At 58.0% G+C, this 6,738-nt stretch carries 7 protein-coding genes and 1 tRNA gene; all 8 read right to left on the bottom strand.

The window, feature by feature from the left end:
* Window positions 1-683 (bottom strand): redox-regulated ATPase YchF (gene ychF, locus GIW04_RS00600; protein ID WP_236478918.1); only part of this gene is annotated, 683 nt, incomplete at its 3' end.
* Between the two features lie 21 nt (window positions 684-704).
* Window positions 705-1,289 (bottom strand): aminoacyl-tRNA hydrolase, encoded by a 585-nt coding sequence (gene pth, locus GIW04_RS00595; protein WP_003188350.1) that lies wholly within the window; start codon window positions 1,287-1,289, stop codon window positions 705-707.
* A gap of 167 nt (window positions 1,290-1,456) precedes the next feature.
* Window positions 1,457-2,056, bottom strand: a complete 600-nt coding sequence (locus GIW04_RS00590) for a 50S ribosomal protein L25/general stress protein Ctc (RefSeq protein WP_003188351.1) — start codon at window positions 2,054-2,056, stop codon at window positions 1,457-1,459.
* A gap of 137 nt (window positions 2,057-2,193) precedes the next feature.
* The gene (locus GIW04_RS00585) at window positions 2,194-3,135 is read right to left on the bottom strand and encodes a ribose-phosphate pyrophosphokinase (protein ID WP_003171603.1); all 942 of its coding nucleotides are present in this window, start codon (window positions 3,133-3,135) and stop codon (window positions 2,194-2,196) included.
* A 46-nt stretch (window positions 3,136-3,181) separates the two neighbouring features.
* A tRNA-Gln gene (locus tag GIW04_RS00580) sits at window positions 3,182-3,256 on the bottom strand.
* A 37-nt stretch (window positions 3,257-3,293) separates the two neighbouring features.
* Window positions 3,294-4,145 (bottom strand): 4-(cytidine 5'-diphospho)-2-C-methyl-D-erythritol kinase, encoded by an 852-nt coding sequence (gene ispE, locus GIW04_RS00575; protein WP_034134412.1) that lies wholly within the window; start codon window positions 4,143-4,145, stop codon window positions 3,294-3,296.
* Between the two features lies 1 nt (window position 4,146).
* Window positions 4,147-4,764, bottom strand: a complete 618-nt coding sequence (gene lolB, locus GIW04_RS00570; RefSeq protein ID WP_032893661.1) for a lipoprotein insertase outer membrane protein LolB — start codon at window positions 4,762-4,764, stop codon at window positions 4,147-4,149.
* 4 nt (window positions 4,765-4,768) lie between these two features.
* Window positions 4,769-6,493 carry a tetratricopeptide repeat protein gene (locus tag GIW04_RS00565; RefSeq protein WP_003188355.1) on the bottom strand — a complete coding sequence of 575 codons (1,725 nt, stop codon included), beginning with the start codon at window positions 6,491-6,493 and terminating at the stop codon, window positions 4,769-4,771.
* Window positions 6,494-6,738 lie beyond the last annotated feature (245 nt).

Here is a 6,738-nt window from a genome sequence, read left to right as displayed (position 1 = left end):
GCAATGGCCTTGACCACGTCGAGCAGCGGGTTGTTCTCGAAGCCGTCTTCGGCAACGTTGGCGATGTACATCACAGGCTTGGTGGTCAGCAGGTGGAAGCCCTTGATCACGGCCTTCTCGTCTGCGCCCATGTTCTTCATCAGGCTGCGTGCCGGCTTGCCTTCGGTGAAGTGCGCGATCAGTTGCTCCAGCAGGCCCTTCTGGACCACTGCATCCTTGTCGCCGCCCTTGGCGTTACGCGCGACTTTCTGCAGTTGCTTCTCGCAGCTGTCGAGGTCGGCGAAGATCAGTTCCAGGTCGATGATCTCGATGTCGCGCTTGGGGTCTACGCTGTTGGAGACGTGAATTACGTTCTCGTCTTCAAAGCAGCGGACCACGTGGGCGATGGCATCGGTTTCGCGGATGTTGGCCAGGAACTTGTTGCCCAGGCCTTCACCTTTCGAGGCGCCGGCGACGAGGCCCGCGATGTCGACGAACTCCATGGTGGTCGGCAGGATGCGCTTGGGATTGACGATGGCCGCCAGTGCGTCAAGACGCGGGTCCGGCATCGGCACGATGCCGCTGTTGGGTTCGATGGTGCAGAAGGGGAAGTTCTCCGCCGCAATACCGGACTTGGTCAGGGCGTTGAACAGGGTGGATTTGCCGACGTTGGGCAGGCCGACGATGCCGCAATTGAATCCCATGGTGTTTCCCCTCGGTAAGAGTCAGGCCTTCTGGCTGTGCAGGTTTTTCATCGCACGGTTCCATTCACCGGCGAAGATATCCGGCAGCACGCCGAGGGCAAAATCGATGCTGGCATCGAGTTTTTCCTGTTCGGCGCGTGGCGCACGACCCAGGACGAAATTTGAAACCATACTGGCAACGCCTGGGTGGCCAATGCCGAGCCGCAGACGGTAAAAATTATTCTGATTGCCCAACTGCGCGATGATGTCGCGCAGCCCATTGTGCCCACCATGCCCGCCGCCGAGCTTGAGCTTGGCTACGCCGGGTGGCAGGTCCAGTTCGTCATGGGCCACCAGGATTTCTTCGGGTTTGATCCGGAAGAAGCCCGCAAGCGCCGCGACAGCCTGGCCGCTGCGGTTCATGTAGGTGGTGGGAATCAGTAGACGAACATCCTGACCCTGGTGCGAGAAGCGCCCGGTCAGGCCAAAATATTTGCGATCGGCCACCAGATTGATGCCTTGGGCGTGGGCGATGCGCTCAACAAAAAGGGCCCCCGCGTTATGCCGGGTCTGTTCGTATTCGGCGCCTGGATTTCCCAGGCCAACGATCAGTTTAATGGCAGTCACGACAGGGGCCCTTCCTTTGGAGTTGTGGATAACATCGCCGTACCCAGGTGCGGCGAAAGTGGACGACACTACATCATTTACTCAAGAGTAAACGCCGCGTTATCGCCCGCTTTCTCGCTACGTTTCGGTCCGCGATGTTTCCTCAAGCTCCGGCAATACAGAGTGAATTACTCTGCAGCGCCTTCTTCAGCTTCTTCTGGAGCAACGCGTGGAGCGTGAACGTTGGCAACAGCTTTGTCATCACCGTGAGCCAGTGCAACAAACTCAACGCCTTTAGGAGCCTTGAGGTCGGACAGGTGAACGATGGCGCCGATTTCCAGAGCCGACAGGTCGACTTCGATGAACTCAGGCAGGTCTTTGGGCAGGCAGGTCACTTCGATTTCGTTCAGGACGTGAGAGATCTCGCCGCCTTTCTTGACCGGAGCTTCTTCACCAACAAAGTGCACAGGCACGATGGCGGTCAGTTTCTGGCCAGCAACAACGCGAACGAAGTCAGCGTGCATGATGAACTGCTTGGAAGGGTGACGCTGCATCGCTTTAACGATGACGTTCTGCTTGGCGCCGTCGACGTTCAGCTCGATAACGTGGCTGTAGGCAGCTTCGTTTTCGAACAGCTTGGCGATTTCCTTGGCCAGGATGGTCACGGATTCAGCAGGCTTGTTGCCACCGTAGACAACGGCTGGGATGTTGGCGGCGTGACGCAGGCGGCGGCTCGCACCTTTCCCCAGGTCAGTACGCGCTTGGGCGTTCAGAGTAAATTCGTTCATGTTGTATCTCCAAAATAGCCATCATCGAGGGGCGTTTGCGACCAGCGCCGAACTCGATATGGGCAAAAAAGCCCCGCCCCAGCGGAATGCTGGGGCGGGGCGCTTTTCGTCAGTGAGGTGATCCGTTGGTTTGACCCTTAACGGAACATCGCGCTGATCGATTCTTCATTGCTGATGCGGCGAACCGCTTCGGCAACGACCGGTGCAATATCCAGTTGGCGGATACGTGCACAGGCTTGAGCTGCGGCGGACAACGGGATGGTGTTGGTCACCACCAGTTCGTCCAGCACGGAGTTCTCGATGTTCTCGATCGCTCGGCCCGACAGCACAGGGTGTGTGCAGTAGGCGAAGACTTTTGCTGCACCGTGCTCTTTCAAGGCTTTTGCCGCGTGGCACAGGGTGCCGGCGGTGTCGACCATGTCATCAACCAGAATACAGGTACGCCCTTCGACATCACCGATGATATGCATCACTTCAGAGTGATTGGCTTTCTCGCGGCGTTTGTCGATGATCCCGAGGTCCACGCCCAGGGATTTGGCAACAGCCCGTGCACGCACGACGCCACCAATGTCCGGGGACACGATCATCAGGTTTTCAAAGCGCTGGTCTTCGATGTCATCCACCAGAACGGGGGAGCCGTAGATGTTATCTACCGGAATATCGAAGAACCCCTGGATTTGGTCAGCGTGCAGGTCAACCGTGAGCACACGGTCGATACCTACCACGGTCAGCATGTCAGCAACGACTTTCGCGCTGATAGCTACACGTGCGGAGCGCGGACGGCGATCCTGACGGGCATAACCAAAGTAAGGGATTACAGCTGTGATTCGAGTCGCTGAGGAGCGGCGGAAGGCATCAGCCATCACGACGAGTTCCATCAGGTTATCGTTGGTCGGAGCGCAGGTCGGCTGAATAATGAAGACGTCTTTACCGCGGACATTTTCATTGATCTCGGCTGTAATTTCTCCGTCGGAGAATTTACCGACAGAGATGTCACCGAGAGGGATATGCAGCTGACGTACGACACGTCGAGCCAGATCGGGGTTGGCATTCCCCGTAAAGACCATCATCTTGGACACGCGCAGTACCTAGAGGCTGAGGGTAACCTGGATGAGTATTAGAAAATGGCAGGGGCGGCTGGATTCGAACCAACGCATGGCAGGATCAAAACCTGCTGCCTTACCGCTTGGCGACGCCCCTGTATCTGTTGCAACGAGTGCCTAACACTCGGTTCCTTTTAGAGCAGACTTTGCAGCTTGCGATGCAACATCGAAACGTTGCTTCCTTTTGCTACAAACCCTGTAAGGGTCTCTGTAAGAAGGGCCGAGACTTTATCAGCTTCAGCTTTGCTTGGGAAGCCCCCAAACACACAACTTCCAGTTCCGGTTAATTTTGCTTCGGTAAATTTACCTAACAAATTCAAAGCGTTACGTACCTCTGGATAACGCCTTGCTACAACCGGTAAGCAGTCATTTCGACTGTTTCCCTTGGGAACGGGGCGCACTTTAATGGGAGAAGAGTTACGTGTCAACAACGGATCTGAAAAAATTTCTGCTGTACTTACAGATACTTGCGGCACCAGCACGACATACCAGGGTTCTTCGGGCTCTACAGGGGTGAGTTTCTCCCCAACGCCCTCAGCAAAGGCGGCGTGTCCCCGCACGAAAACCGGGACGTCGGCGCCCAGCGTAAGGCCCAGCGCAGCAAGGCGATCGTGGTCCCAGCCCAGTTGCCATAAGTGATTGAGGCCTAACAAAGTGGTCGCGGCATTTGAGCTGCCGCCACCGATACCTCCGCCCATGGGCAGGATTTTGTCGATCCAGATATCGATGCCGAGTGTGCAGCCAGATTGTTCCTGAAGTTTTTTTGCCGCCCGCACAATCAGATTGCTGTCGTGGGGCACGCCGTCGAATTCGGTGTGCAACTGGATCACGCCATCGTCACGTACGGCAAAGGTCAGCTCATCGCCGTAGTCGAGAAATTGAAACAGCGTCTGCAACTCGTGGTAGCCATCTTCACGGCGACCGAGGATGTGCAGCATCAGGTTGAGTTTGGCCGGGGAAGGCAGGGTCAGTTTTTGTACGGACACGTTATTGCCCCAGCTTGCGCGGTTGCCAGTCCTTGATCACCAGCGTGACATCAAGGTCGGTGCCATGCAGCTTGATACGTTCTGGAAGCCAATAGCCGCTTTGTTCCACATAGCTCAAATATTCGACCTGCCAGCCATCCTGCTCCAGGGTGGCGAGGCGGCTGTCGCCATTGAGGCTCAGACGGCTCTTGCTGTCCGGCGCCGGCAAGCCGCGCACCCACCAGACCAAATGCGAGACGGGCAGCTTCCAGCCGATCTGCTGCTCCAGCAGTTCTTCGGGGGAGGTTGCCTCGTAGCGGCCCTGGTTGGCTACTTCCAGGCTCACTTGCCCAGGCCGGCCAGTCAGGCGGGCTGCGCCACGGCCCAGGGGGCCCGAGAGGCGAATGTCGTAGTAGTCCTGGCGCTGCAGCCAGAACAGGGTGCCGCTGCCGGAGTCTTTCGGCGCGCGCACCCCGACCTTGCCCTCGATCTGCCAGCCATCGATGCTGCTGAGTTGGTCCTTGTGTTGTTTCCATTGGGCCGGGTTGCCCTGGCCTTCAACGGATTCACGGCTGCCGATGCCCGCGCAACCGGCGAGCAGGGCGATGAAGCTGAAAACAATAACGTGGCGCAAGAACATAAATTTAAAGGGTCTCGGATCCGGTCAGGCGCTTGATGGTGCTGCGCAGGATAGGGCTATCGGGTTGTTCCTTGAGGAATTTTTCCCAGATTTGTCGGGCTTCGCGCTGCTTGCCATTGGCCCAGAGCACTTCGCCCAGGTGCGCGGCAACTTCCTGGTCCGGGAAACGCTCCAGTGCCTGGCGCAGCAAGCGCTCGGCCTCGTCGAGGTTGCCCAGGCGGTAATTCACCCAGCCCAGGCTGTCGAGTACGGCCGGGTCTTCCGGGTTGAGCGCGTGGGCTTGTTCGATCAGCACCTTGGCTTCGGCGTAGCGCGTGGTGCGGTCGGACAAGGTGTAGCCCAGGGCGTTAAGGGCCATGGCGTTGTCCGGGTCACGCTTGATGATCAGGCGCAGGTCTTTTTCCAGCTGCGCCAGGTCATTGCGTTTTTCTGCCTGCATGGCGCGGGTGTACAGCAGGTTCAAATCGTCGGGGTATTGCAGCAACGCCTGTTGCAACAGTTTCCAGGCGCGTTCGCCCTGTTTGTTGGCCGATAAGGTCTCGGCCTGGATCAGGTACAGCTGGATCGCGTAGTCCGGTTCGGCATCGCGGGCCGCGGCCAGGCGTTTTTCCGCTTCGTCGGTGCGGCCGTTGCTCATCAGGATATCGGCCTGGCGCAACTGTGCTGGCAGATAATCATTGCCGGGCCCGACCTGGGCATATTCAAGCAGGGCCGCTTGCGGGTCGTTGCGCTCTTCAGCGATGCGGCCCAGGTTCAGATGCGCCGAGTCCACATGGCTGTCACGTTCGATCAGCTCTTGCAGGTAGCCCTTGGCCTCGTCCCACGCCTTGGCTTCCAGGCACACCAATGCCAGGGAATAACGCAGTTCGTCGTCGTCCGGGTATTGCTGGACCAGGTTGGCGAACTGCACTTTGGCGTCTTCCATACGATCCTGCTCAACCAGCATGCGTGCATAGGTCAGGAGCAGGCGCTTGTCGCCGGGGTATTTCTTGATGCTTTTTTCCAGCAGCGGAATCGCTTCCTTGCCGCGGTTAAGGCTTTGCAGCAGGCGTGCGCGCAACAGGATCGGCGCGATTTCGCCTTCTTCCGGCGGGTTCTGTTCCAGGAGTTTGAGCGCGGCGTCGGCTTCATCGTCCTGTTGCAGCAGCAGGGCCTTGCCGAAAATCAACTGGCTGTTCTTCGGGTGCTTTTGCAGCAGGCGATCGAAACTCTTCATCAGGCCATTGCGCGTGTCCTGGTCGGTGTCGGCGGCCGACAGCGCAAGAAAGTCAAAATGCGTGTCGCCCTTGCCCTGCAAAACTTTCTCCATATAGACCATGGAGTCGTCATAGCGCCCGGCACGCGCCAATTGCACGGCCGCGGCGCGTTGGGCTTCCAGATCATCCGGCGCGTTTTTGGCCCAGATCAGCGAGGTGTCCAGCGCTGCCTGGTCGGCGCCCAGGTATTCGGCGATGCGAAACGCTCGCTCGGAAATCCCCGGGTCCTGGGTATTGATGGCCTGGGTCACGTAATTATCCAGCGCAATATCGAAGCGATTGCGCTGGCCGGCCAGTTCAGCGGTCAGCAGGCTGTAGATCGTTTCTTCACTGAACGAGGAATAAACCTTGGGCTTTTCAGGGGCCGGAGTGCTGTCTTCCACCGGCGACGTAGCGTCCGGCGACACGGGGGCCATGGCCTGGCAGCCGCTGAGGAAGACAAAAGCGAGGAGCAACGCGGAAGATCTATTCATATAGGAAGAGGACGACTAACCTGCGGTCGGATCATCATGACACAAGCCTTCGGCCAAACATAACCGGGGCACTCGGAATACGACTATTGCTGCCTTTTGCCTTTCCTTTGTAGGAGCGAGCTTGCTCGCGAAAATCGTCAACGATAATGCGGGACGCCTGGCGCTCAGCGGCGCTCTCAGGTTTTTCGCGAGCAAGCTCGCTCCTACAAAAGTGCATTGATAGGCATAAGGTATAGGGACAATAG

It is taken from the genome of Pseudomonas sp. PA-4-8C (genome assembly GCF_021606625.1).
Taxonomy (GTDB): domain Bacteria; phylum Pseudomonadota; class Gammaproteobacteria; order Pseudomonadales; family Pseudomonadaceae; genus Aquipseudomonas; species Aquipseudomonas lactis.
Note: the sequence above shows the minus strand (reverse complement) of the source record. Positions and strands in the feature narration are given on the sequence as shown.

Excerpts from the sequence above, each read along its gene's own strand:
- GIW04_RS00565 (WP_003188355.1), bottom strand. The coding sequence starts at position 6,493 with ATGAATAGATCTTCCGCGTTGCTCCTCGCTTTTGTCTTCCTCAGCGGC.
- GIW04_RS00590 (WP_003188351.1), bottom strand. The coding sequence starts at position 2,056 with ATGAACGAATTTACTCTGAACGCCCAAGCGCGTACTGACCTGGGGAAA.
- lolB (WP_032893661.1), bottom strand. The coding sequence starts at position 4,764 with ATGTTCTTGCGCCACGTTATTGTTTTCAGCTTCATCGCCCTGCTCGCC.